The sequence below is a fragment of the Streptomyces sp. CCM_MD2014 genome, from assembly GCF_000772045.1.
Classification (GTDB): Bacteria; Actinomycetota; Actinomycetes; order Streptomycetales; family Streptomycetaceae; genus Streptomyces; species Streptomyces salinarius.
In genome coordinates this window covers 1,324,940-1,347,717 of sequence record NZ_CP009754.1, presented here as the reverse complement: position 1 = coordinate 1,347,717, position 22,778 = coordinate 1,324,940, and the positions used below count along the sequence as shown (strand labels likewise).

At 71.8% G+C, this 22,778-nt stretch carries 17 protein-coding genes; 7 read left to right on the top strand and 10 right to left on the bottom strand.

Features of this window, described 5'->3' with window-relative positions; genetic code table 11:
• Positions 1-75 precede the first annotated feature (75 nt).
• From NI25_RS05790 to NI25_RS05780, 3 genes are all read left to right on the top strand, one after another.
• Positions 76-1,137: an ATP-binding protein gene (locus NI25_RS05790; RefSeq protein WP_061441419.1), complete on the top strand. Its 1,062-nt coding sequence runs from the start codon at positions 76-78 to the stop codon at positions 1,135-1,137.
• Positions 1,134-2,942 (top strand): DUF2201 family putative metallopeptidase, encoded by a 1,809-nt coding sequence (locus NI25_RS05785; RefSeq protein WP_061441418.1) that lies wholly within the window; start codon positions 1,134-1,136, stop codon positions 2,940-2,942. Before NI25_RS05790 ends, NI25_RS05785 begins: the two co-directional genes overlap by 4 nt.
• An 86-nt stretch (positions 2,943-3,028) precedes the next feature.
• Positions 3,029-3,454, top strand: a complete 426-nt coding sequence (locus NI25_RS05780) for an OsmC family protein (protein WP_061441417.1) — start codon at positions 3,029-3,031, stop codon at positions 3,452-3,454.
• 4 nt (positions 3,455-3,458) lie between these two features.
• Here NI25_RS05780 and narI read toward each other — a convergent pair whose 3' ends face one another.
• The 6 genes from narI to NI25_RS05750 form a co-directional block, all read right to left on the bottom strand.
• Entirely contained in the window at positions 3,459-4,181 is a 723-nt protein-coding gene (gene narI, locus NI25_RS05775; RefSeq protein WP_061441416.1) for a respiratory nitrate reductase subunit gamma, read from the bottom strand.
• Positions 4,178-4,672, bottom strand: coding sequence for a nitrate reductase molybdenum cofactor assembly chaperone (gene narJ / locus NI25_RS05770; protein ID WP_061441415.1), 495 nt, complete (start codon positions 4,670-4,672; stop codon positions 4,178-4,180). The genes narI and narJ overlap by 4 nt, the downstream gene beginning before the upstream one ends.
• A 4-nt stretch (positions 4,673-4,676) precedes the next feature.
• Entirely contained in the window at positions 4,677-6,272 is a 1,596-nt protein-coding gene (narH, locus tag NI25_RS05765; RefSeq protein ID WP_061441414.1) for a nitrate reductase subunit beta, read from the bottom strand.
• On the bottom strand, positions 6,272-9,967 hold the full coding sequence (locus NI25_RS05760; protein ID WP_061441413.1) for a nitrate reductase subunit alpha: 3,696 nt from the start codon (positions 9,965-9,967) through the stop codon (positions 6,272-6,274). Before NI25_RS05760 ends, narH begins: the two co-directional genes overlap by 1 nt.
• 104 nt (positions 9,968-10,071) lie before the next feature.
• Positions 10,072-10,887, bottom strand: a complete 816-nt coding sequence (locus tag NI25_RS05755) for an SAM-dependent methyltransferase (protein WP_061441412.1) — start codon at positions 10,885-10,887, stop codon at positions 10,072-10,074.
• 50 nt (positions 10,888-10,937) lie between these two features.
• On the bottom strand, positions 10,938-11,801 hold the full coding sequence (locus NI25_RS05750) for a helix-turn-helix domain-containing protein (protein WP_061441411.1): 864 nt from the start codon (positions 11,799-11,801) through the stop codon (positions 10,938-10,940).
• 252 nt (positions 11,802-12,053) lie between these two features.
• On the opposite strand from NI25_RS05750, the gene NI25_RS05745 reads away from it, so the two are divergent.
• A complete protein-coding gene (locus NI25_RS05745) occupies positions 12,054-12,479 on the top strand; it encodes a hypothetical protein (RefSeq protein WP_061441410.1) in 426 nt (141 codons plus the stop codon).
• Here the strand turns inward: NI25_RS05745 and NI25_RS05740 are convergent.
• Complete coding sequence (locus tag NI25_RS05740; protein ID WP_061441409.1) at positions 12,461-13,279, bottom strand: helix-turn-helix domain-containing protein; 819 nt, start codon at positions 13,277-13,279, stop codon at positions 12,461-12,463. The genes NI25_RS05745 and NI25_RS05740 overlap by 19 nt on opposite strands.
• A 102-nt stretch (positions 13,280-13,381) precedes the next feature.
• On the opposite strand from NI25_RS05740, the gene NI25_RS05735 reads away from it, so the two are divergent.
• The 3 genes from NI25_RS05735 to NI25_RS05725 all read left to right on the top strand — a co-directional run bounded on the left by NI25_RS05735 (position 13,382) and on the right by NI25_RS05725 (position 16,395).
• A complete protein-coding gene (locus tag NI25_RS05735) occupies positions 13,382-13,687 on the top strand; it encodes a 4a-hydroxytetrahydrobiopterin dehydratase (protein ID WP_061441408.1) in 306 nt (101 codons plus the stop codon).
• 4 nt (positions 13,688-13,691) lie between these two features.
• Complete coding sequence (locus NI25_RS05730; RefSeq protein WP_061441407.1) at positions 13,692-14,432, top strand: class I SAM-dependent methyltransferase; 741 nt, start codon at positions 13,692-13,694, stop codon at positions 14,430-14,432.
• Positions 14,433-14,508: 76 nt separating this feature from the next.
• Positions 14,509-16,395, top strand: coding sequence for a rhamnogalacturonan lyase (locus NI25_RS05725; protein WP_061441406.1), 1,887 nt, complete (start codon positions 14,509-14,511; stop codon positions 16,393-16,395).
• Positions 16,396-16,398: 3 nt separating this feature from the next.
• Here the strand turns inward: NI25_RS05725 and NI25_RS05720 are convergent, their stop codons facing one another.
• From NI25_RS05720 to NI25_RS05710, 3 genes are all read right to left on the bottom strand, one after another.
• Positions 16,399-16,644 carry a hypothetical protein gene (locus NI25_RS05720; protein WP_061441405.1) on the bottom strand — a complete coding sequence of 82 codons (246 nt, stop codon included), beginning with the start codon at positions 16,642-16,644 and terminating at the stop codon, positions 16,399-16,401.
• A 137-nt stretch (positions 16,645-16,781) separates the two neighbouring features.
• Positions 16,782-19,445 (bottom strand): cellulose binding domain-containing protein, encoded by a 2,664-nt coding sequence (locus tag NI25_RS05715; RefSeq protein WP_061441404.1) that lies wholly within the window; start codon positions 19,443-19,445, stop codon positions 16,782-16,784.
• A 187-nt stretch (positions 19,446-19,632) separates the two neighbouring features.
• Positions 19,633-22,554: a glycoside hydrolase family 48 protein gene (locus tag NI25_RS05710; RefSeq protein ID WP_061441403.1), complete on the bottom strand. Its 2,922-nt coding sequence runs from the start codon at positions 22,552-22,554 to the stop codon at positions 19,633-19,635.
• Between the last annotated feature and the right edge of the window lie 224 nt (positions 22,555-22,778).

The window sequence follows — 22,778 nt, the reverse complement described above, 5'->3', positions numbered from 1 at the left end:
GCTGCGTGGGGACACCGCGGGCACGCACACTGGGCCGGTCGCCTCCCGACCCTTCGCCCTCCGAGGAGCCCCTGCGTGCAGGCAGCCGTCACCGTCACTCCCGCCCGCCTCCCGGAACTGCTGCTCGGCCTCGCCACGGTGCGGCCGGTCTTCCTGTGGGGCGCACCCGGCATCGGCAAGTCCTCCCTGGTGAGGAACTTCGCCGACTCGCTGGGCCTGGAGTGCGTGAGCCTGCTCGGCACGCAGTTGGCGCCCGAGGACCTGATCGGCGTCCCGCAGATCCGGGACGGCCGGTCGGTGTTCTGCCCGCCCGAGGCCATCGCCCGCGACGAGCCGTACTGCCTCTTCCTGGACGAGCTGAACGCGGCCACCCCGGACGTGCAGAAGGCGTTCTACTCCCTCATCCTCGACCGCCGCATCGGGAACTACGAACTCCCCAAGGGCTCCATCGTCATCGGCGCCGGAAACCGCGCCACCGACAACGCGCTCGCCCGCCCCATCGCCTCCGCGCTGGTCAACCGCCTCACCCACGTCCACCTCGACGCCTGCGCGCAGGACTGGCTGGTCTGGGCCGGCGAGAACGGCATCCACCCCTGGATCACCGACCACCTCACCGACCGCCCCGACCACCTGTGGTCCAAGCCGCCCAAGACCGAGGAGCCGTTCTCCACCCCGCGCTCCTGGCACATGCTCTCCGACGCCCTGCACTCCTTCGGCCGGGACCTCGACGAGGAGACCCTGAAGGTCCTCGCGCACGGCACCCTGACCCCCGCCCACGCGACCGCCTTCTGCGGCTACGTCAAGATCGTCCGCAGCCGCTTCGGCATCGAGGCGATCCTCAAGGGCGAGGCCCGCTGGCCGCACCGCCTCGAGGACCGCGACCTGCTCTACTACCTCGCCGAGTCCTTCCGCGGCCGCCTGGTCAAGGAACTGCCCGCGAGCAAGGAGCACATGTCGGCCAACGGCCGCCAGACCGCCTACCGCGCCAAGTCGCTGCTCGTACAGCTCGCCGAGATCTCCGTCGAGGTCGCCCAGAGCGTCATCGCCTCCGACGCCGACGGCAACCCGGTCCTGCCCGCCTGGTTCCTGGTCGAGGCCGCCCGCGACATGCCCCGGCTGGTGGAGGCCCGCCGGTGAGCCGCGTCCGCAAGCAGAAGCAGCGGCAGAAGAAGAAGGACCCGGCCGCCGAGGACTGCGCCAAGGGTGTGCAGCTGGCGTGGGCCAACCCGGCACTCGCGGCCATGGAGGTCAAGCTGTGCCGGGAGGAGGAGTGCGAGGTCGCACCCCGGCAGGGCCTCGCCCGGGTCGACTCGGACGGCCGGGTCCACCTGAACCCCACCCGCCACGCCGAACCCGCCGACTGGGCCTGGGCCCTCGCCCACGCCCTGATCCATCTCGGCTTCGGCCACGTGCCCGCGGCCACCGGCGAGCGCGTCCAGCCCGACCGCTACGACCTCGCCGCCCGCTGCACCGTCGTCAACCGCTTCCTCCTGACCTTCCCGGTCGGCCGCACCCCGGACCACCTGCCGCCGGCCTACCCCGACGGCGACGAGGAGCGCATCGCCGCCGCCTGGCGCCGCCAGGGCGGCATCCCCGCCGCCTACGAGCACTGCGGGACCGCGGGCGGCGACCCCGACCAGCTGCTCGTCCCCTGGGACCGCTGGAACGGGCAGGCCCCCGACTGGCAACTGGCCTTCGCCCACGCCCTCACCCGCACCATGTCCACCGCCCTCGACCTCGCGGGCGGCCGCCGCGACGCCATGCTCGGCGGCCCCACCCGTCTGCAGCCCTGGCAGCGGGCCCTGAGCTGGTTCGTCTCCTCCTACCCGCTGCTCGGCGGCATCGCGGCGGGCATCACCCTCGTCGCCGACGCCGAACTCGCCCGCACCCACGGCATCTCCGTCGCGGCCGTCAACGCGGAGGCCGGGGAGATCTACGTCAACCCCCTGCGCCGGTACGACGACGAGGAGTGGCGTTTCGTCCTGGCCCACGAGATGCTGCACGCCGCCCTGCGCCACGGCGACCGCCGCGGCACCCGCGACCCGTACCTGTTCAACGTCGCCTGCGACTACGTCATCAACGGCTGGCTCGTCGAGATGCAGGTCGGCACCATGCCCGAAGGCCTGCTGCACGACCCCGAGCTCGCCGGGCTCTCCGCCGAGGAGGTCTACGACCGCATCGCCGACGACCTGCGCCGCATGCGCCGCCTGTCCACCCTGCGCGGCAAGGGCGTCGGAGACATCCTCGGCGGCCCGCTCGGCTCCCCCCGCGACTGCGTCGACCTCGACGGCTTCTACCGCCGGGGCCTGGCCCAGGGCCTCGACCTGCACCAGCAGCAGGGGCGCGGCTTCCTGCCCGGCGGCCTGGTCGAGGAGATCCGCGCCCTCAGCCACCCGCCCCTGCCCTGGGACGCCCGCCTCGCCCGCTGGTTCGACGCGTACGTGCCCCGCCCCGAGCCGGTCCGCTCGTACGCCCGCCCCTCGCGGCGCCAGGCCGCCACCCCCGACATCCCGCGCGCCGGACGGTACTTCCCGCCCGAGGAGATCGCCCGCTGCACCTTCGGCGTGGTCCTGGACACCTCCGGCTCCATGGACCGCACCCTGCTCGGCAAGGCGCTCGGTGCCATCGCCTCCTACGCCGAGGCCCGCGACGTGCCCGCCGCCCGGGTCGTGTACTGCGACGCCGCGCCCCACGACGCCGGATATCTGCCCGTCACGGACATCGCCGGGAGGGTGCGGGTGCACGGCCGCGGCGGCACCGTCCTGCAGCCCGGCGTGGACCTGCTGCTGCGCGCCGACGACTTCCCGCCCACCGCGCCGGTCCTCGTCATCACCGACGGCTGGTGCGACGCGCTGCGGGTGCGGCGCGAGCACGCCTACCTGATTCCGCAGGGCGCGCGGCTGCCGTTCACCGCCCGAGGGCCGGTCTTCCGGGTGAGCTGAGCCGGAGTGTGATCGGATGGGGGCGGGAACCCGGCCGCCGGGCTCCCACCGCCCAGCTACAGCAAGAGAATTCGAGAGGAACCGCCGTGGCAACCACGCGCTCCGCGCACACCGTCTGGGAAGGCAACCTGTTCGAGGGCAAGGGTGTCGTCACCTTCGACTCGTCCGGCATCGGCGAGCAGCCGGTGTCGTGGCCGTCGCGCGCCGAGCAGGCGAACGGCAAGACCAGCCCCGAGGAGCTGATCGCCGCCGCCCACTCCAGCTGCTTCTCCATGGCGCTGTCGAACGGCCTGACCGGCGCCGGCACCCCGCCCACCAAGCTCACCACCTCCGCCGACGTCACCTTCCAGCCCGGTGAGGGCATCACGGGAATCCACCTCACCGTGGAGGGCACCGTCCCCGGCCTCGACAACGACGCGTTCGTCGCCGCCGCCGAGGACGCCAAGAAGAACTGCCCGGTCAGCCAGGCCCTGACCGGCACGACCATCACCCTCACCGCCAAGCTGGCCTAACCGGCTAGGAGCCCGCGCGCTCCCAGCCCCGCCGGTCCGGGCGCGGCCCCAGCTGCCTGGGGTCGCGCGACCGGTAGACCACGTACGGGCGGGTCAGGTACTGCAGGGGCGCACTGAACATGTGCACCAGACGCGTGTAGGGCACCAGGGCGACCAGCACCATCCCGACCACCGCGTGCACGTGGTACAGCACCGGCACGCCCTCCATCAGCTCCGTCTTCGGGTTCAGCGTGAACAGGCTGCGCGACCAGGGGGCGATGGTGCTCCGGTAGTCGTAGCCGTTGCCCGAGGTGTCGGAGAGCTTGGCGATCATGCCGAGGAGCAGGGCGCCGAGCAGGAAGACGTACATGAGCTTGTCGTTGGCCGTGGTGGCCCGGAAGACCGGCGCGTTGGTGCGGCGACGGTAGATCAGGATGCCGATGCCCGCGACCGCGAGAACCCCGGCGAAGGTGCCGCCGTAGAGCGAGAACAGGTGGTACGCGTGCTCGTTGATGCCGACGGCCTGCGTCCAGGACGCCGGGACGAACAGGCCGATCAGATGACCGGCCAGCACGAAGAGAATGCCGTAGTGGAAGACGGGTGACGCGATGTTGAGCAGCTTCGACTCGTAGACCTGCGACGAACGCGTCGTCCAGCCGAAGCGGTCGTAGCGGTGCCGCCAGACCAGGCCCGCGATCAGCAGCGCGAAGGCGGCGTAGGGCAGAACACCCCACAGGAAGACGTTCATCGGCGGGCTCCGGTGGGTGCGGGCGGCAGGGTGGCGCACACGGCGTCCAGGACGCAGGCGTAGGGCGTGCCGAAGGCGGTGAGCCGGGAGCGCAGCTGGTCCAGGGCGGCGCGGTGCTCGGTGAGCATCTCCATGTCCCCGGTGCGGGAGACGAACTCCAGGACCGCGGGCAGGAAGTCCGGCAGCTCCTCACCGGTGAACTCCAGGCCGTGCGCGCGGTACAGCTCCTTGAACCGGACCAGGGACATCCCGCGGTTGCGGGTGTCGCCGTCGGTCCACCAGCTCAGGTACAGGCTGTGCCGGTTCCTGAAGTCGAAGACCTCGACGTAGTGCGCCTGGAGTGCGCCCTGCTCGGTCGCCGACGCATGGTCGGTGAAACCGCGCAGTTGCGGTGCGGCCTCCCGCAGCAGGGGCAGCCGGGCGCGGAAGTCGTCGTCGGGATACGTCAGACAGAGCGCCGCCGCCTGGTACAGCACCTCGAAGCCGGGCATCGGATCAGACCTCCCTCTCGTCGTCGGCGGTCTGCCGCCCGCGCAGGATGTGGAAGTTCTCCACCGGCACCAGCGGCAGCCGCCTGCGCCCCGAGTCCGCTCCGAAGGGCCCGTCGCCGCCCATGCCGGGCCCGCCGTCGGTGTCGAGGCTGCACGTGTCCGGCAGTGCGGACGCCTCAAGGCGGTGCGCGTCTCCGACGGCCGCCGTCGGGATCACGTACCGCTCCTCGTACTTGGCGAGCGCCAGCAGCCGGTACATCTCCTCGATCTCGGCCGCTCGCATGCCGACGCCCTCGCCCACGACCGGATCGGGTTCCTCCCCGAGGTTGACCGACCGCATGTGGGCGCGCATCGCGGCCAGCTTCTCCAGCGAGGCCCGCACCGGCCCGGTGTCACCGGCCGTGAACAGCTCGGCCAGGTACTCCAGCGGGATGCGCAGCGTGTCGATCGCGCCGAATAGGTTGTCCGCGTCCTCGCCGTCGTGCCCCGTCTCCGTCAGCGCGTCGACGACCGGCGACAGCGGCGGGATGTACCAGACCATCGGCATCGTGCGGTACTCCGGGTGCAGGGGAAGCGCGACCCTGTACTTGCTGACCAGGGCGTGCACGGGGGAGCGCCGGGCCGCCTCGATCCAGTCGAACGGGATCCCGGCGTCCTCGGCGGCCCGCCGCACCGCCGGGTCCTCCGGGTCCAGGAAGACACCCAACTGCGCCTGGTACAGCTCGCGTTCGTCCGGCGTCTCGGCGGCCGCGGTCACCTTGTCGGCGTCGTACAGGACCACCCCGAGATACCTGAGCCGCCCCACGCAGGTCTCCGAGCAGACGGTGGGCTGGCCGACCTCGATGCGCGGGTAGCAGAAGGTGCACTTCTCCGCCTTGCCGGTGCGGTGGTTGAAGTACACCTTCTTGTACGGGCATCCGGTCACGCACATCCGCCAGCCCCGGCAGCGGTCCTGGTCGACCAGGACGATGCCGTCCTCCGAGCGCTTGTACAGAGCCCCGGACGGGCACGACGCCACGCACGAGGGGTTGAGGCAGTGCTCGCAGATGCGCGGCAGGTAGAACATGAAGGTCTCTTCGTAGGCGAAGCGCACCTTCTCGGACGCCTGCTGCCGGGTGCGTTCCACCATCGGGTCCAGGTCGCCGTAGGCGGGGGCGCCGCCCAGGCTGTCGTCCCAGTTCGAGGACCAGCCGATCTTCATCGGCTTGCCGTCGAGCTGCGAGACGGGCCGCGCGACCGGGTAGTCGGTACCGAGCGGAGCGTCGGTGAGGTTCTTGTAGTCGTACGTCCAGGGCTCGTAGTAGTCCTTGATCTCCGGGAGCCGCGGGTTGGAGAAGATCCCGGCGAGCTTCCTGAACCGGCCGCCCGCCTTCAGCTTCAGGGCGCCGCGCCGGTTCAGCTCCCAGCCGCCCCGCCATCTCTCCTGGTCCTCGTAGCGGCGCGGATAGCCCTGTCCGGGGCGGGTCTCGACGTTGTTGAACCAGACGTACTCCATGCCCCGCCGGTTGGTCCACGCCTGTTTGCAGGTGACCGAACAGGTGTGGCAGCCGATGCACTTGTCGAGATTCATGACCATCGCGACCTGGGCCATCGGGCGCATCAGTACTCGACCTCCTGGGAGCGGCGGCGGATCACCGTCACCTCGTCGCGCTGGTTGCCCGTCGGGCCCAGGTAGTTGAACGCCCAGGACAACTGGGCGTAGCCGCCGATGAGATGGGTCGGTTTGAGAAGCAGGCGGGTGAGCGAGTTGTGGACGCCGCCGCGTTTCCCGGTGGTCTCCGTGAGGGGCACATTGACCGTGCGTTCCTGGGCGTGGTGCATGTAGACCGTGCCGGGCGGCATGCGGTGCGAGACGATCGCGCGGGCCACCACCACGCCGTTGCGGTTGACCGCCTCGATCCAGTCGTCGTCGGCGACGCCGATCGCCGCCGCGTCCTCGGCGGACATCCAGATGGTCTGACCGCCGCGGGACAGCGCCAGCATGAACAGGTTGTCCTGGTACTCGGAGTGGATGGACCACTTGTTGTGCGGGGTCAGGTAGCGGACCGTCACCTCGTGGTGCCCGTCGGGACCCAGCCGCGGTTCGCCGAACAGCCGGTGCATGTCCAGCGGCGGACGGTAGACGGGCAGCGCCTCGCCCAGCTCGTGCATCCAGTCGTGGTCGACGAAGAAGTGCTGCCGGCCGGTGAGGGTGTGCCAGGGCTTGAGGTGCTCGGTGTTGATCGTGAACGCCGTGTAGCGCCGCCCTCCGGCCTCGCTGCCCGACCACTCCGGCGAGGTGATCACCGGCACGGGCGCCGCCTGGGTGTCGGCGTACGTGATCCGCTTGCCCTCCTGCTCGGCGGCCAGGTGGGCCATCTCCTGTCCGGTCCTCGCCTCCAGGGTGTGGAAACCCTGGGTGGCCAGGCGCCCGTTGGTGGTGCCGGACAGGGCCAGGATGGTGTTGGCCGCCTTCACCGCCGTGTCCAGGGCCGGACGCCCGTCGGCCGGGCCGCCGCGCACCGTGCCGTTCAGGTCCCGCAGCCGGGCCACCTCCTCGTCCGGCTTCAGGGTGATGCCCTTGGCGGGCAGCCCCTTGGTCTCCGCCAGCGGTCCCAGCGCCGCGAACTTCGCGCCGATCGCCGTGTAGTCGCGCTCCACGACCACGAGGTTCGGCATGGTCTTCCCGGGCTCCGGGGCGCACTCCCCGCACCGCCAGTCGCGTACGACGCCGCCCGGCTGGGCGATCTCGCCGGGAGTGTCGTGCTGGAGCGGTGCCGCCACCAGGTCCTTGCGCACCCCGAGATGGTCCTCGGCCAGCTCGCTCAGCTTCTCCGCGAGGAGCTTGAAGGTGTCGAAGTCGGTGCGCGCCTGCCACGGCGGGTTCACCGCCGGGGAGAAGGCGTGCACGTAGGGATGCATGTCGGTGCTGGACAGGTCGTGCTTCTCGTACCAGGTCGCGGCGGGCAGCACCACGTCGGACAGCAGTGTGGACGAGGTGTGCCGGAAGTCCAGCGAGAGGAGCAGGTCGAGCTTCCCCTCGGGCGCCTCCTCGTGCCAGACCACGTCCCGGGGCCGCTCGCCGGGCGCCGCCTCCTCGGCCCGCAGCGAGGACTGGGTGCCCAGCAGGTGCTTGGTGAAGTACTCGGCGCCCTTGCCGGACGAGCCGAGCAGGTTGGCCCGCCACAGGGTCACGATCCGCGGCCAGTTCTCCGGCGCGTCCGGGTCCTCGCCCGCGAACTTCAGCGTCCCCGCCTGCAGTTCCGCCACCGCGTTCGCCACCGGGTCGCCGAAGGTCTCGCCCAGCTCCAGCGGATTGCGGTCGAAGGTCGGGTAGGACGGCATCCAGCCCGTGCGCGCCGACAGGGCGAGACAGTCCGCGCCGGCCATCCCCGCGAGCCGCCCCTCGCCCAGCGGTGAGGCGAGGACGTCGGCGCGGAAGCGGTCGTAGCGCCACTGGTCGGTGTGCAGGTACCAGTACCCGGTGCCGATCGCCTGGCGGGGAGGGCGCGACCAGTCCGACGCGGCGGCCAGCGACGCCCAGCCCGTCACCGGACGGCACTTCTCCTGGCCCACGTAGTGCGCCCAGCCGCCGCCGTTGCGGCCCTGGCAGCCGGTGAGCTGGAGCAGGGCCAGGAAACCCCGGTAGATCGTCTCGGAGTGGAACCAGTGGTTGGTGCCCGCGCCCATCAGGATCATGCAGCGGCCCTTGGAGCGCTCCGCCGTCCGCGCGAACTCCCGGGCGATGCGCACACAGGCCGCCGCCGGGACCGAGGTGTGCGTCTCCTGCCAGGCGGGTGTCGCGGGCGCGTCGGCGTCCTCGTACGACGCCGGCCAGTCGCCCGGCACGTCCGGTCTGGCCACGCCGTACTGGGCGAGCAGCAGGTCGAACACCGTCGTCACCAGCGGCCCGGTCGCCCCGCCGAGCCGCGTCGCCGGGACGCCCCGGCGCAGGACGTCCCCGCGCCCCTGGCCGTGCGGGCCGCCCTCGGTGTCGAAACGGGGGAGGAGCACTTCCACGCCGGACGCCATCTCGTGGCCGTGCAGGCTCAGCCGGGGGCGCACGTCGCCCAGGTCCAGGTTCCACTTCCCCCGGTCGGCCTCGTTCCAGCGGAAGCCCAGCGAGCCGTTCGGGACGACCGCGCGGCCCGTCGTCTCGTCCAGGACGACGGTCTTCCACAGCGCGTCGTCGCCGCCCTGCCCCAGGTCGGCTGCGCGCAGGAACTTGCCCGGGACGTACCCCCCGTCCCGCTCGGTCAGCGTCACCAGGAACGGCAGGTCGGTGAAGCGGCGCACGTAGTCGTCGAAGAACGGGGTCGTCCGGTCGACGAAGAACTCCTTGAGCACCACGTGCCCCATCGCCATCGCCAGCGCGGCGTCGGTGCCCGGGTGCGGGTGCAGCCACTGGTCGGCGAACTTGGTGTTGTCGGCGTAGTCCGGCGAGACCACGACCACCTTCTGGCCCCGGTAGCGGGCCTCCGCCATCCAGTGCGCGTCCGGCGTGCGGGTCACCGGCACGTTCGTGCCCCACATGATCAGGTACGCAGCGTCCCACCAGTCGCCCGACTCCGGCACGTCCGTCTGGTCGCCGAAGACCTGCGGGGACGCCACGGGCAGGTCGGCGTACCAGTCGTAGAACGACAGCATCGGGGCGCCGATCAGCGAGTGGAAGCGGGCGCCCGCCGCGTGCGACACCATCGACATGGCGGGGATGGGGGAGAAGCCCGCGATGCGGTCGGGGCCGTGGGTGCGGATGGTGTGCACGTGGGCGGCGGCGACCATCTCGACCGCCTCGTCCCAGCTCGCCCGGACCAGGCCGCCCTTGCCGCGGGCCCGCTGGTACCGCGCGCGGCGCTCCGGGTCGCCCTGGATGTCGGCCCAGGCCAGCACCGGGTCCCTCAGCCGGGCCTTCGCCTCCCGGTACATGTCCAGGAGCACCCCGCGCACGTACGGGTAGCGCACCCGGGTGGGGGAGTAGGTGTACCAGGAGAAGGCGGCGCCCCGGGGGCAGCCGCGCGGCTCGTACTCGGGGCGGTCCGGGCCGACCGAGGGATAGTCCGTGGCCTGGGTCTCCCAGGTGATGATGCCGTCCTTGACGAACACGTTCCACCGGCACGAACCTGTGCAGTTCACGCCGTGCGTCGACGTCACGACCTTGTCGTGGCTCCAGCGGTCCCGGTAGAAGGCGTCCGACTCCCGCCCGCCGACCAGCCCGATGCTGTGCAGGTCGGGTGCGGCGGTGCCCGGCCGGAAGAACCGTCCCGCCCGCAGCAGCGCCGCGCCCGGCTCGGTGGGCGGTGTCCGCGTCTCGGTCACGTGCGCTCCCTTGCTCGCCCTGGTTCCCGAACCTAGGGGCGGGCGCGGGAGCGCACCCGTTCGCGGCGCCCGTACGGGTCAGCACGGGGCCCTCGACGTCCGGGTCAGGGCTTGCGGGCCACCCCCGCGTACACCGGCACGATGCCCTCGGACTGGGCCGCCACGTCCTCCGGGTCCGGCCGCCAGCCGGTGACCGGGATGATGCCGGGGCCCAGCAGCTCGAGGCCGTCGAAGAAGCGCGCGAAGTCGGGGAGGGAGCGCGGGTGGAACGGCGTGCCGCTCCGGGCGAAGAGCTCCGCGGCCTTGCCCACCGCCTCCGGGTTCAGATCGGGCGTGACCTGGGAGAGGACCAGGAAGCTGCCCGGTGCGAGCACGTCGGTGTACCGCTTGAGCAGGCCGTACACGTCGTCGCCGTCGGCCGCGTCGCCGAGGTAGTGCGTCAGGGCCACCAGCGACAGGGCGAGGGGCCGGTCGAAGTCCAGGGACTCGCCCGCCAGCCGCAGGATCGTCTCGGGGTCCCGGACGTCCGCGTGGACGTAGTCGGTGGCGCCCTGCGCCGAGCCGTGCAGCAGCGCCTCGGCGTGCCTGAGGACGATCGGGTCGTTGTCGGCGTAGACGATCCGCGCCTCGGGGGCCACCGCCTGGGCCACCTGGTGCAGATTCGGCTCGGTGGGGATGCCGGTGCCTATGTCCAGGAACTGGCGGATCCCGGCCTCGGCGAGGGTACGGACCGCCCGGTGCATGAACCGGCGGTTCGCGCGCGCCCCGCGCACCGCCGTGCTGTCCGCCGCGAGGATCTTCCGCGCCAGTTCCTCGTCCACCGGGTAGTTGTCCTTGCCGCCCAGCCACCAGTCGTAGACCCGGGCCGGGTGCGGCCGGCTGGTGTCGAGGGGCGCGGGCACGGGCTCGGATCCGGTCATGCGGTGTCGTCTCCTCGGGGCTGCGTTCGCTGTGTGAGGGTCGTCGCCGGTCAGAAGTTCTCGCGGTAGGCGCGCAGGATCTTCTCGGTGCGCTGGGTCGAGGCGGCGCGCGCCGTCATGTGGTCCAGGACCTCCAGGTGCGCCGAGACCTCGGCGCGGGAGTCCAGGTACAGGGCGCCCGTCAGGTACTCGGTGAAGACCATGTCGGGCAGCTCCGGCTCCGCGAACCGGAACAGCGTGAAGGGGGCGTACGTCCCGGGATGGGGTCCGTCCTCGAACTCGGCGACCTGGAGCGTCACGCGGTCCCGGGCGGCGAACTCCAGCAGTTTGTCGAGCTGCTCGCGCATCACCCGGCCGTGGATGCTCACCGGGCGCCTCAGCACCGTCTCGTCCATCACCACCCACAGGTGGGGCGGGTCCTGGCGCTCGAGGAGGCGCTGCCGCTCCATGCGCAGGGACACGTGCCGCTCCACCGCGTCGCCGCCCGCGTTGCCGATCGTCCCGGCCTCCAGGACCGAGCGCGCGTAGTCCTCGGTCTGCAGCAGGCCCGGGACGAAGTGCGGCTCGTAGGAGCGCACGATCCGCGCGGCGCCCTCCAGGCTCACGTACAGGCTGAACCAGTCCGGCAGCACGTCGTGGTACCGCTGCCACCAGCCCGGCTGGTTCGCCTCCTCGGCGAGCGCGACGAAGGCCGCGACCTCGTCGGCGCCGACTCCGTACGCCGTCAGCAGTATCTGGACGTACGGTATTTTCAGCGCGACCTCGGCCATCTCCATGCGCCGTACCGTCGCCGGGGCCACGCGGAGCACCTTGGCGGCCTCCTCGCGCTTGAGGCCCGCCGTCTCCCGCAGTTCCTGCAACCGTCTGCCGAGGACCACCTGGCCCACGGTGGGTGCGGCCCGCCGCTCACTCACGCCACGCCTCCCCAACGCGCCCAAGTCTCATCGCAGTCTGTCATGTTCCTCTGTCAGTCTCACAGGGGTGTTCGTGGATCTTTCCGGGACCGGACGGATCAGCCGGCCGGTACCGGGGGCATTACCCGGCGGGTAATCGACCCCGCCCGCCCGGGGCGGGATCGTGGAGCCACCGGGTTCCGGTCCGGCGCACTCCGGTCCGGGGCCCGGCCCGCCCTCCAGCATGTCCGAACCGACGGAGGCTGACTCGTCATGTCCACGCACCAGCTTGCCGCACTCGCCCGTACGGCCGAGCCGCGGCTGATGCTCCGCCGCTTCCTCGCCCTCGACGCGGCGGTGACCGGCGCCAACGCGCTCGCCTACCTCGCCCTCTCCGGCCCGCTCGGCCGCTGGTTCGGCGCCGGCTCCGGGCTGCTGCTCGCCCTCGGTGCCTTCCTCGCGGTGTACGCCGGGTGCGTGGGCCTGCTGGCCGCCCGCCCCCGGCCTGCGGCGCTCGCGGTCAGGGCCGTCGTCGAGGCCAACCTGGCCTGGGCGGCCGTCAGCTTCGTCGCGCTCGTGCTCTGGCTCACGCCCACCGCGGCCGGAGCGGTGTGGACGGTACTCCAGGCCGTCGTCGTGACCGGGTTCGCGCTGCTCCAGTACGCCGCCCTGAGGCAGGGTCAGGGAAGCAGCGAGTGAAGGTACTTGACCGTCGCCGGGTCGGCCGGGAGCAGCGTCTCGATGGCCAGCTCGGCGACCGTCACGTCCATCGGGGTGTTGAAGGTGGAGATGGACGAGATGAACGACAGGACGTGCCCCTGGTGCTCGATCCGCATCGGCAGCGCGAAGTACGGCACCGGTTCCTCCGGCTCGCCGCCCGGCGCGGTCTGAGGCACCGGGTACGCCGCCACCTCGTCGTACAGCTCCCGCAGCGGCCGCGAGCGGTGCAGGGCGATCTGCCGTCCCATCTGCTCCAGCAGGTGGCCGCGCCACTCGCGCAGGTTGCGGATGCGCGGCGCCAGCCCCTCAGGGTGCAGCGTCAGCCGGATGGCGTTCAGCGGCGGTGCGAGCAGGTGCTCCGCGACGCCGTCCATCAGCATCGTGATCCCCCGGTTGGCCGCCAGCACCCGGTACGTCCCGTCGACGACCAGCGCCGGATACGGCTCGTAGCCCCGGATCAGCCGCTCCATGCCCTCGCGCAGGGCGCCGAGCGCGGGGTCGTCCAACGGGGTCTCCGGGTAGCGCGGGGCGTAACCGGCCGCGAGCAGCAGCGCGTTGCGCTCGCGTACGGGGACCTCCAGGTGCTCGGCGAGGCGCAGCACCATCTCCTCGCTCGGCCGGGAGCGGCCCGTCTCGACGAAGCTGATGTGGCGGGCGGAGGAGTCGGCGCGCAGGGCCAGCTCCAGCTGGCTGACCCGGCGCCGCTCCCGCCAGGCCCGCAGCAGCGGGCCCACGCCCCGGTCGGTGGCGGGGGCGGTACCGGAGACGAGTGCGGTCATGCACAGCACGTTAGTCGACGCCGGGCCGCGCCGGAGCGGCCGCGCTGTGGCACGCTGGAGCCGATCCGTCCGTCGAGCACCACCAGCGAAGGAGCGCAGCACATGCCCGTCGAACCGCTGTCGTCGCAGGAGGTCGAGGAGCGTCTGGCCGGGCTGCCCGGCTGGTCGCTCGACGCCGGCCGTCTCACGCGTTCCTACCGGCTCGGCTCCCACTTCGCGGCGACCGCGATGGTCGTCCACGTCGCGCAGGTGCAGGAGGAACTGGACCACCACTCCGACCTGACCCTCGGCTACAACACGGTCGCCCTCGCCGTGCACACCCACAGCGCGGGCGGCGCCGTCACCGAGAAGGACTTCGAGCTCGCCCGCAGGGTGGAGGACCTGGCCGCCGGACACGGGGCACACTGACGGTGTGCTCGACTACGACAAGGAAGCGGAGCGGTACGACGAGTCCCGCGGCGGCGAGCCCCGGGCCGCCGCGGCCGCGCGTGCCGTACTGAGCCTGGTGCCGCGGCAGGCCCGCCGCCTGCTCGACGTGGGGTGCGGCACCGGCATCGTCACCCGGCGGATCGCGGCCGGACGCGACGGCCTCCGGGTGACCGGCGTCGACCTCGTCCCCGCCATGGCCCGCCGTGCCGACGCCCGGCTGCCCGGGGCCGTCGCGCTCGCCGACAGCCGCCGACTGCCCTTCGCGGGCGGGAAGTTCGACGCCGTCACCAGCGTGTGGCTGCTGCACCTCGCGGGCGGCGCCCACAACGCGCGGGCGATCGTCGGCGAGTGCGCCCGCGTGCTGCGGCCCGGCGGGGTGTACGTGACCACGGTGGACAAAGGCGCCTCGCACAACGTGGGCAGCGACATCGACGCCGTGCTCGCCGCCCGCCCGCCCAGCACCGCGCACGACGCCGCCCACCTGGTCGAGGAGTACGCCCGCGAGCACGGCCTGCTCCCCGCGGGCACGGCCCGCTTCACCGGCCACGGCCAGGGCCGCAGCCCCCGCCGGACGGTGGCGGACCTGCGGCGCGGCTGGTTCGTCACGCTGCCGCCGGGCGAGCCGCTCGCGGAGGAGTTCGCCGCGCGGCTGGCCGCCCTGCCGGACCAGGACCGGCCCCGGCCCGACCCGGTTTTCACGCTCGCCGCGTTCCGGAAGCCGTAGAGCGAGGGCGGCAACCCGGCGGCCCCGGGCGGCGACTGGGAGGCGGAATCCATCCGCCCTCCAGGAGGTTCGTCCCGTGAGGCACCCCCACACCCGCCCCCGCACGCACCGCAGACGCCGCCTCGCCCCGGCCGCGGCCCTCACCGCCGCCGGGCTCCTCGGCGCCGGCCTGACCACCCTGGCCCCCGACACCGCCGAGGCCGCCACCGCGCGCCAGGTGGAGGCCCTGGACCGGGGCGTCGTCAGCGTCCACACCGGCGACGGCAACCTGGTCGGCTGGCGCTGGCTGGGCACCGACCCGGACAACGTCGCGTTCAACGTCTACCGGGCCGGCACGAAGGTCAACTCCAGCCCCATCACGGGCTCCACCACCTACTTCCACTCCGGCGCCCCCTCCCACGCCGACTACACGGTCCGCGCGGTCGTGAACGGCACCGAGCAGGGCGACTCCGTGCACGCGATCCAGTTCCGCGCCGGGTACAAGGACGTACCGATCAGCCCGCCGGCCGGCGGCACCACCCCCGACGGCGTCTCCTACACCTACGAGGCCAACGACGCCTCCGTCGGCGACCTCGACGGCGACGGCGCCCTCGACATCGTCCTCAAGTGGCAGCCGACCAACGCCAAGGACAACTCCCAGTCCGGCTACACCGGCAACACGATCGTCGACGGCATACGCCTCGACGGCACCCGCCTGTGGCGCGTCGACCTGGGCCGCAACATCCGCTCCGGCGCCCACTACACGCAGTTCCAGGTGTACGACTACGACGGCGACGGCCAGGCGGAGGTCGCCATGAAGACCGCCGACGGCACCAGGGACGGCACCGGCTCGGTCATCGGCAGCTCCTCCGCCGACCACCGCAACTCCAGCGGCTACGTGCTGTCGGGCCCCGAGTACCTCACCATGTTCAACGGCCGGACCGGCAGGGCCATGGGCACCGTCGACTACGTCCCGGCCCGCGGCTCGGTCTCCTCCTGGGGCGACTCCTACGGCAACCGCGTCGACCGCTTCCTGGCCGGCACGGCGTACCTGGACGGCTCCCGCCCCTCCGTGATCATGGCGCGCGGATACTACACGCGCACGGTGATCGCGGCCTGGGACTGGCGGGACGGCCGGTTCACCCGCCGCTGGACCTTCGACACCAACTCCTCCACCAACAGCGGCAAGGGCTACGACGGCCAGGGCAACCACCAGCTCTCCGTCGCGGACGTCGACGGCGACGGCAGGGACGAGATCGTCTACGGCGCGATGGCCGTCGACGACAACGGCTATACCCTGTGGACCACGAGGAACGGCCACGGCGACGCCATGCACGTCGGTGACCTCGACCCGTCCCGGGCGGGGCTGGAGGAGTTCAAGGTCGACGAGGACGGCTCCAAGCCCTCGTCGTGGATGGCCGACGCGCGCACCGGCCGGATCCTCTGGTCCACCGGCGCGAGCGGAGACAACGGACGCGGCGTCTCCGGTGACATCTGGGCGGGCAGCGCGGGCGCCGAGTCCTGGTCGTCCGCCGAGAGCGGCATCCGCAACCCCGAGGGCACGGTGGTGAACGGCCGCAAGCCCTCCAGCACCAACTTCCTGTCCTGGTGGGACGGCGACACCGTCCGCGAACTCCTCGACGGCACCCGCATCGACAAGTACGGCACGTCCGGCGACACCCGCCTGCTCACCGGCTCCGGCGTCGCGTCGAACAACGGCACCAAGGCCACCCCGGTCCTCGCCGGAGACATCCTCGGCGACTGGCGCGAGGAGGTCGTCTGGCGCACGTCGGACAACACGGCCCTGCGCATCTACGCCACCCCCTACGACACGGACACCCGCATCACGACCCTCCTCCACGACACCCAGTACCGCACGGCCCTGGCCTGGCAGAACACGGCCTACAACCAGCCCCCGCACCCGAGCTTCTTCCTGGGCGCCGGCATGCCGACGGCTCCGCGCCCGTCCGTCTACACGCCCTGACCCTCACGCGGCCTCGTCCACCGGCGGGGGCTTCCCGCCGGTGACCACCGTCCTGACCCACCTCTGCGTCAGCCGCGTCCGGGAGGCGAGCACCTCCACCGGTACGCCCCGCCGGTACGCGGCGCGCAGAGCGGCGTCCCGGCAGTGGTGGAGCCGCCTCTTCGCGGCCTTGCCCGTGACCGTCCGGTCCAGCAGCACCGCCAGCCCGAGCAGCAGCCGCCCTGCCGGACCCTCCCACGTTCGCGCCATGCGACGCCCCCTGTCCTCGCCGACCACTCCCACTGACACAACGGTCGAAGAAGCGCAGCAGCGCCACAAGGGCGCGAAACGGGCGCACTGGTCACGGCGCCGGGAGGGCGCGCCACCGGACGCGCCCTCCCGGACGTTCACGTCCGTCCGCAGACCCGGTCGCCCAGCGCGAACGAGGACGGTTCCGCGTTGGTTCCCGACCAGCTCCCCGTGAACCCGAAGCTCACCGAGGCGCCGGGTGCCACGCCGGCGTTCCAGGCGACGTTCTTCGCCGTCACCGTCGTACCGGACCGGGTGTGCTCGGCGTTCCACATCTGGGTCACCCTCTGGTCGCCGGGGAACGTCCAGCCGAGGGACCAGCCGTTCCAGGCCGACGTGCCGGTGTTGGTGAGCAGGACGTCCGCCTGGAAGCCGCCCGACCACTGGTTGGTGACCGTGTACTCCACCTCGCAGGCTCCGGTGGGCGTCGGGTCGGGGCCCGGGCCCGGATCGGTGCCGCCGTCTCCCCCTGCCGTGTCGCCGTAGACGATGCCCCGGCCGTTGGTCGCCACGTACACCCGGCCGTAGACCCGCGGGTCGCCGGTGATGGCGGCGCCGGTCCATCCCCACTGGTGGGCGTCGTCGTTGACGCGGGTCCAGGTCGCGCCCTCGTCCGTGGAGCGGAAGATGCCGCGCACGCCGCCGATCTCCGCGCTGGTGAACAGGGTCTGGTAGGAGGCGCCCGGGGCCGCCTTGCCGAAACCGACGGTGTCCGCCGCGTCGACGTTCGCCAGCTTGGTGAAGCTCGCGCCGCCGTCCGTCGAGTGCCACAGACCGTACGGGCCGTCCGCCGCACCGCCGGCCAGCCAGACGTCGCCCTCCCCGCCCGGCAGTGCCTTGAAGCGGACGCTGTCGCCGGTGGGCAGGCCGGTCGCCGCCGAGGCGGTGAAGGTCGCGCCGCCGTCCGTACTGACGTAGAACCGCCCGGACTTGAAACCGTAGAAGGTCGCGGGGTCCACCCGGTCGGACTCGACGATCGCGCCCGCCGGGATGCCGGCCGACGCCTGCCACGCGGTGCCGAAGCCCGTCGTGTACTGGACGCCCGCGCCGTCCGGACTCCACACGAAGCGGCTGCCGTCCGCACCCGCCGCGACCGTGCCGCCGCCGCTGACCCCCGACGGGTCTGTGCCCCCGAACCAGTTGGCGCCGTTGTCCGTCGAGAAGGCGACGTGCGGACCCGAGTCGAGGTTGCCCGCCCGGACCACGACGTCCGGGTTCTTCTCCGCGAAGTCGAGGCTCGTCGTGGAGGTGAAGTTCGGCGAGGTGTACATCATCGAGGGGACCTCGGTCAGGCTGGTGTGCCGGAAGCCGCCGACGTCACCCAGCGCGCTGAGGAGCGGCGCACCGGACGGCGGAGAGACCAGGTCGTTGACCGCCGTCTCCTCCAGGCCGCGCACCATCGGTTCGATGGCGAACTTGCCGCCGGAGTCCCAGTTCGTGAGGTCCTCCGTGCCGTAGATCGTCGCTCCCGTGCCGTACATCATCCGGTCCGAGTCGAACGGGTCGATCTCCAGCGCCTCCGTCATCCAGCCCAGCTTCGGCGTCTGCTCGGGCGGCGCCGGGTTCGCACCCCAGGTGAGCCACGGGGACGAGGACACGTCCATCGTGTAGCGGTTCTCGCGTTCCGGGTACGACGTGTAGTTCCAGGCCTGCGTCCACGTGCCGCCGCTGTCCGTCGAGCGGAAGATCTGCGTGTCCGGCCACCACGAGCTGTACGCGGTCGCCATCACCGTCCCCGGGTGCTGCCGGTCGACGGTCAGGCCGCTGAAGCCGAAGTACGTGTCCGCCTCCGCGACCGGGCTGACGTCCGTCCAGGTGCCGGTCGCCGTCGCGTACCGGTACAGCCGGCCCTTGCCGCCGTCGTACGGACCGCCCGTGTCGCTGTACGCGAGGTACAGGTAGCCGTTCTCGGCGTCCAGGACGCCCTTGTGCGCCAAGTAGCCCGTGGGCTGCCCGGCGAGCCGCTCCCACGTCGCGCCCGCGTCGGTCGAGCGGTAGACCGCGTTCTCCTTGTCGGCCACCCCGACGTACACCGTCTTGGTGGCCGTACCCGCGCTGCCCGTCGACTCGTCGAACGTGACCCAGGTGATGCCCTGGTTGTCGGAGGCGTAGCCGGACGTGTCGCCCGGGTCCTGCGCGTAGTTCCCGGGGTTCGGGAACGCCGTCACCTCGGACCAGGTGACGCCCGCGTCGGTGGACCGCCACAGGCCGTGGCCGCTGGGGGCACCCAGGTACAGCACGTCGTTGTCGTGCGGGTCGACGGCCAGGCGCTCGCCCATCCCGCGGCCGGGCATGTTGCCGCCCAGCTTGAACGGCAGGTCTGTCTTCTCCCAGGTCGCGCCCCGGTCCCCGGAGCGCAGCACCGCGCCGTTCGTCGGGTCCCAGTCGTTGGTGTACGTGCCGACCGCCGCGTACACCCGGTCCGGGTCCACGGAGTCGGAGGCGACACTGACCACGCCCGTGTGACCCCAGTCGTCCCAGCCGACGTGGTCGAGCAGCGGCGTCCAGGTGTGGGAGGACTCCTGCCAGCGGTAGGCGCCGCCGATGTCGGTACGGGCGTAGGCCAGGTCCTTCTCGGCGCGGTTGAAGACGATGCCGGGGACGAAACCGCCGCCGTCGATGCGGGCGTTCTGCCAGGTGTAGCTGTCGGCGGCGAGGGCCGCCCGCGGCACCGGCTCGGCGGCCAGCGCCGTGGGCGGGCTGCCCGCCGGCAGACCGGCCGCGAGGGCCAGCAGCACGGTGAGTGTCCGGGTTCTTCGCACGGTGGGGAACCGTCCTCTCGTCGGGAACAGAACACATGCGAGGACCGGGCGGCCCCAGGTGTGGGCAGGGGCCGCCCGGTCGGTTGGTCCCGTCGTCCGGTGACGAGACCGATTACGCGGAGCTGTCAGGCGCCCCGAAGGAGTGCGGCGGAATCGAACCGCCACCCCGCGGAGCGCCCCGCGGGGGCTATTCCAGTAGCTCCGCGTAGGAACCCATGGCGAGGGCTATGTCCGCCTGGGCCCAGAACCGGTGGTACGTGAACGTGGGCGCGGCACCGCCCTGGAGGTAGCTCTCGATCTTCGACCAGGCAGGGTCGTCCTGGTAGAAGGAGCGGATCGAGGCGAAGGTCGACGACGCGTCGATCGTGTCGCCGTTCGGCATGGTGCCGCTCCAGCCGCTCGGGACGTAGACACCGTCGTCGAAGCGGTTGTAGTCGGCGCGGGTCTCCGGGACGGCGATGCCGAGCGCGTCCTGGTTGTTCTCCCACATGCCGTCGAGCAGCGCCTTGGCGGTCGAGGCCGCCTCGGTGTCGCCCGAGCGGTCGGCGTAGTACGTCAGGGTCTTGGCGTACGCCGCCGCCACACCGACGTCGTTGGTGTAGTCCGCGACCGTGACGTGCAGGTCGCCGTTGTCACCCGGGGACGCGGCGTTCCAGGTGTCGGGCTGGCCCGACCACTCGAGCGTCGACGGGATCCGGAAGGTGCCGTCCGGGTTGACCGTCGTCTCCGACAGCGCCCAGTCGACCCACTTGTCCAGGACCGCCTTGGCGTCGGCGTCGCCGCTCTGCTGGTAGTACTCGGCGACCCGCTCCATGGACCACGCCTGGAAGCCGAACCACTGGTTGGACGGCGGGTCGTGGTACACCGGCGCTTCGTCGTAGTACATGCCGTAGAAGGTCGGCGTTCCGGCCGGCGGTGTCGCGTAGCGGCCCTTCCAGCTGTTGGTCGCGCCGCCCGCGATGGCACCCTCGTCGGACTGCAGCCAGCGGTAGAACTCAAGCTGCCGGTCGAGGGACTTGGCCCAGTCGGCCGCGCCCGTCGCCGACTTCGGCTTCAGGTCGGCGTCGGTGCTCAGCGCGTAGGCCGCCAGCGGGTTCTGGTAGCCGCCGTGGGTGTGGCTGGAGCCGATGCGCCAGGCCCAGCCGGCCGAGGTGTCCACCGCGCCGCCCCAGGCGTAGTACCAGGACAGCAGGTAGTGCGAGGAGTCCTTGCCGTTGCCGGCCGGGCAGCTCGTCGGCCCCACGCAGTCGCCGATCTTCTTGAAGTACTTGTCGAACATGGCGTAGCGCAGGTAGTCGCCCATCTTCGCGGCCTTGTCGAGGGTCGCGGAGATCTCGTCGCTCTTGCCCTGCTCACCGGCCCAGATGTCCGCCCAGTACGCGGCCTGTACGGCGCGTGCGTCGGCGTCCGGGGCGTTGGTGAACTTCCACTGCTTGGCGTAGGAGGAGTCACCGGTGAACAGGTCCAGATAGCCGTTCTTCCCGCCGTACTTGAAGGCGTCGCAGGTCGGCTGCGGCACCGTCTCCCACACCGACTCCTGCACGCCGCGCTGGAAGGTGTTGATGTACGACGGGCCGGTGTCGGAGGGTCCCGCCTCGCACTTGCCGGGCGAGTTGCCGTAGCCGTAGGTGTTGTCGACGTCCTGGAGCCAGTGCATGCCGTAGACGTCGTCCGTGCCGTACGCGGACTTCAGCTCACCGGCGATCGGGTCCGAGCCCACCGGCACGGTGCCGTCCAGCGGCGCCGGGTACTCGTTCGGCGTGTCCAGCTCGGGCGCGTAGGTCGCCGGCTTCGAGGCGTTGTAGGACGAGTTGGTCGGCTGGTCGGCGTGGGTGGGGATCATGTACGTCTCCATGATCTCCCAGGCATTGTTGAACTTCTCCCAGTCGCCGGTCACCTTGCCGTACATGGCCTGGAGCCACAGCAGGTAGCTGTACGCCTCGGACGTGGTCTCGTGGCCGTGGTCCGGTGCCTCGACGATCAGCGTCTCGACCGAGTGGTACGGGATGCCCTCCGGTGAGAAGTAGCCGTTCGCCGGATCGGTGATCTTGCCGTACAGCTCCAGGAAGCGGGCGTCGTAGTCCTTCGCCGCCGCCAGCTGGGTCACGGTGACCGAGGCCTTGCCGTGGCCGGGGGCCGTCGACTCGAAGACCGCCGAGCCGCTGCCGGAGGCGTCCGCGGAGACGGTCACCTCCTGGGCGGTGTCCCAGTTGGACGGGGTGAAGGTGAGGCTCGCGCCGCCGGTGAGCGTCAGGCCCGTGTTGCCGCTCGCGCGGGCGGTCGTGACGGTCACGTTCGCGGCCGGCTGCTTCGACAGCTTGACCTCGTAGGTCCCCGACTCGCCCTGCTTGATGCCCAGTTGGCTCGGCGAGGCGACCACGGTCGGTCCCGAGGCGACCGTGATGCCGACCGGGGTCGAGTCCGCGGAGGCACCCATGCTGTCGTAGGCCTTCGCCACCAGGGAATGACTGCCCACGGTCAAGCCAGTGGCCGAGTACGTGTAGGGCGAACTCGTGTCGGTGCCCAGCAGGGTGGTGTCGTCGTAGAACTCCACCTTGCTGATCGTGGCGCCGTCGGCCGCGGCCGACGTGGCGGCCAGCGGGACCGCCTCGCCCTGCGAGTACACCGCTCCCGCCTCCGGGCTGGTCAGCACGGTGATCGGCGGCTGGTGGGCGCCCGCGCAGGAGGTGCCGTTGACCGCGAAGTCCGTCGGCGCGGCGTTGCCGCCGCTGTACGTGAACTGCCCGCCGGTGGAGACGGCGGCCCCGGCGGCGATCCGCGCGTTGTACGACGCGTTCTTCACGGTGACGTTCTGGCCGGACTGGGACCAGGTGCCGTTCCAGCCGTTGGTGAGCTTCTGGTTGCCCGCGTACGAGTACGTCAGGGTCCAGCCGTCGATGGCGTCGGAGCCCCGGTTGGTCAGCGTCAGCTCGGCGGTGAAGCCGGAGCCCCAGTCGTTGGTCTTGTAGTCCACGCTGCACTGGAGCGCGGCCGCCTGGGCGGGAGTCGAGGCCGTGCCCAGCATGGTGAGGGGGAGTGCGAGGGCCGCCAGCGCGGCGGTCCACCAGCGCCGCGCGGTGCGGCGTCTGTGTCTGTGTCCGGGGTGCATGGTGCTGGTTCCTCCTTGCGGCTCGGGGAGGGAGGGGGAGGAGCAACAAGCCTTGAACCAGTGGGAGCGCTCCCATAGTGGGGAGGGGGCCCGGTGCGGTCAAGATGTGTGAACAGTCGAAAAGATTCGACGGGTTCCGTCGGCAGAAAGTCGGTAACTCCTCTGTTCTTTGCCGTCACTTGGCGCTACCTTCGCTGCACCAGTGGGAGCGGTTCCACCAGTCG